The organism is Pseudoalteromonas sp. S3776 (genome assembly GCF_005886915.1).
Classification (GTDB): Bacteria; Pseudomonadota; Gammaproteobacteria; order Enterobacterales; family Alteromonadaceae; genus Pseudoalteromonas.
The window spans coordinates 1-305 of record NZ_PNCU01000244.1; the positions used below are offsets into that span (position 1 = coordinate 1).

General features: G+C 43.6%; 1 pseudogene. It reads right to left on the reverse strand.

Going from position 1 to position 305, the window contains the following annotated elements:
* Window positions 1-83 precede the first annotated feature (83 nt).
* Window positions 84-305, reverse strand: a pseudogene (locus tag CWC16_RS20345) (IS1595-like element ISEnu2 family transposase); the annotation flags it as partial.

Consider the following 305-nt stretch of genomic DNA (forward strand, 5'->3'; position numbering starts at 1 on the left):
TCCTGGGGAGAAAAGTTAGATTCTGCGGCTATTGCATTGGGCCTGGGATCTATTTACAACCATTCTTATACACCCAATGCGGGCTAAGTTACCTTTAATGGTTGGTTGACCCAATGATCAACAATAACCTTTGTTAATTTCTTCACAGTCAGTTTCCGAGCCCCTGTCAGCCGTCGCCTCCAGCCCAGATAATGATGAAGGTATTTCGTGGCAACCCCATCAAAGATCCCTGATATCCAGCCCTTAAGGTGACTGTGATAAGCGTTCACATGTTGAATATGAAAAATATCATCAAGTACTCTTTG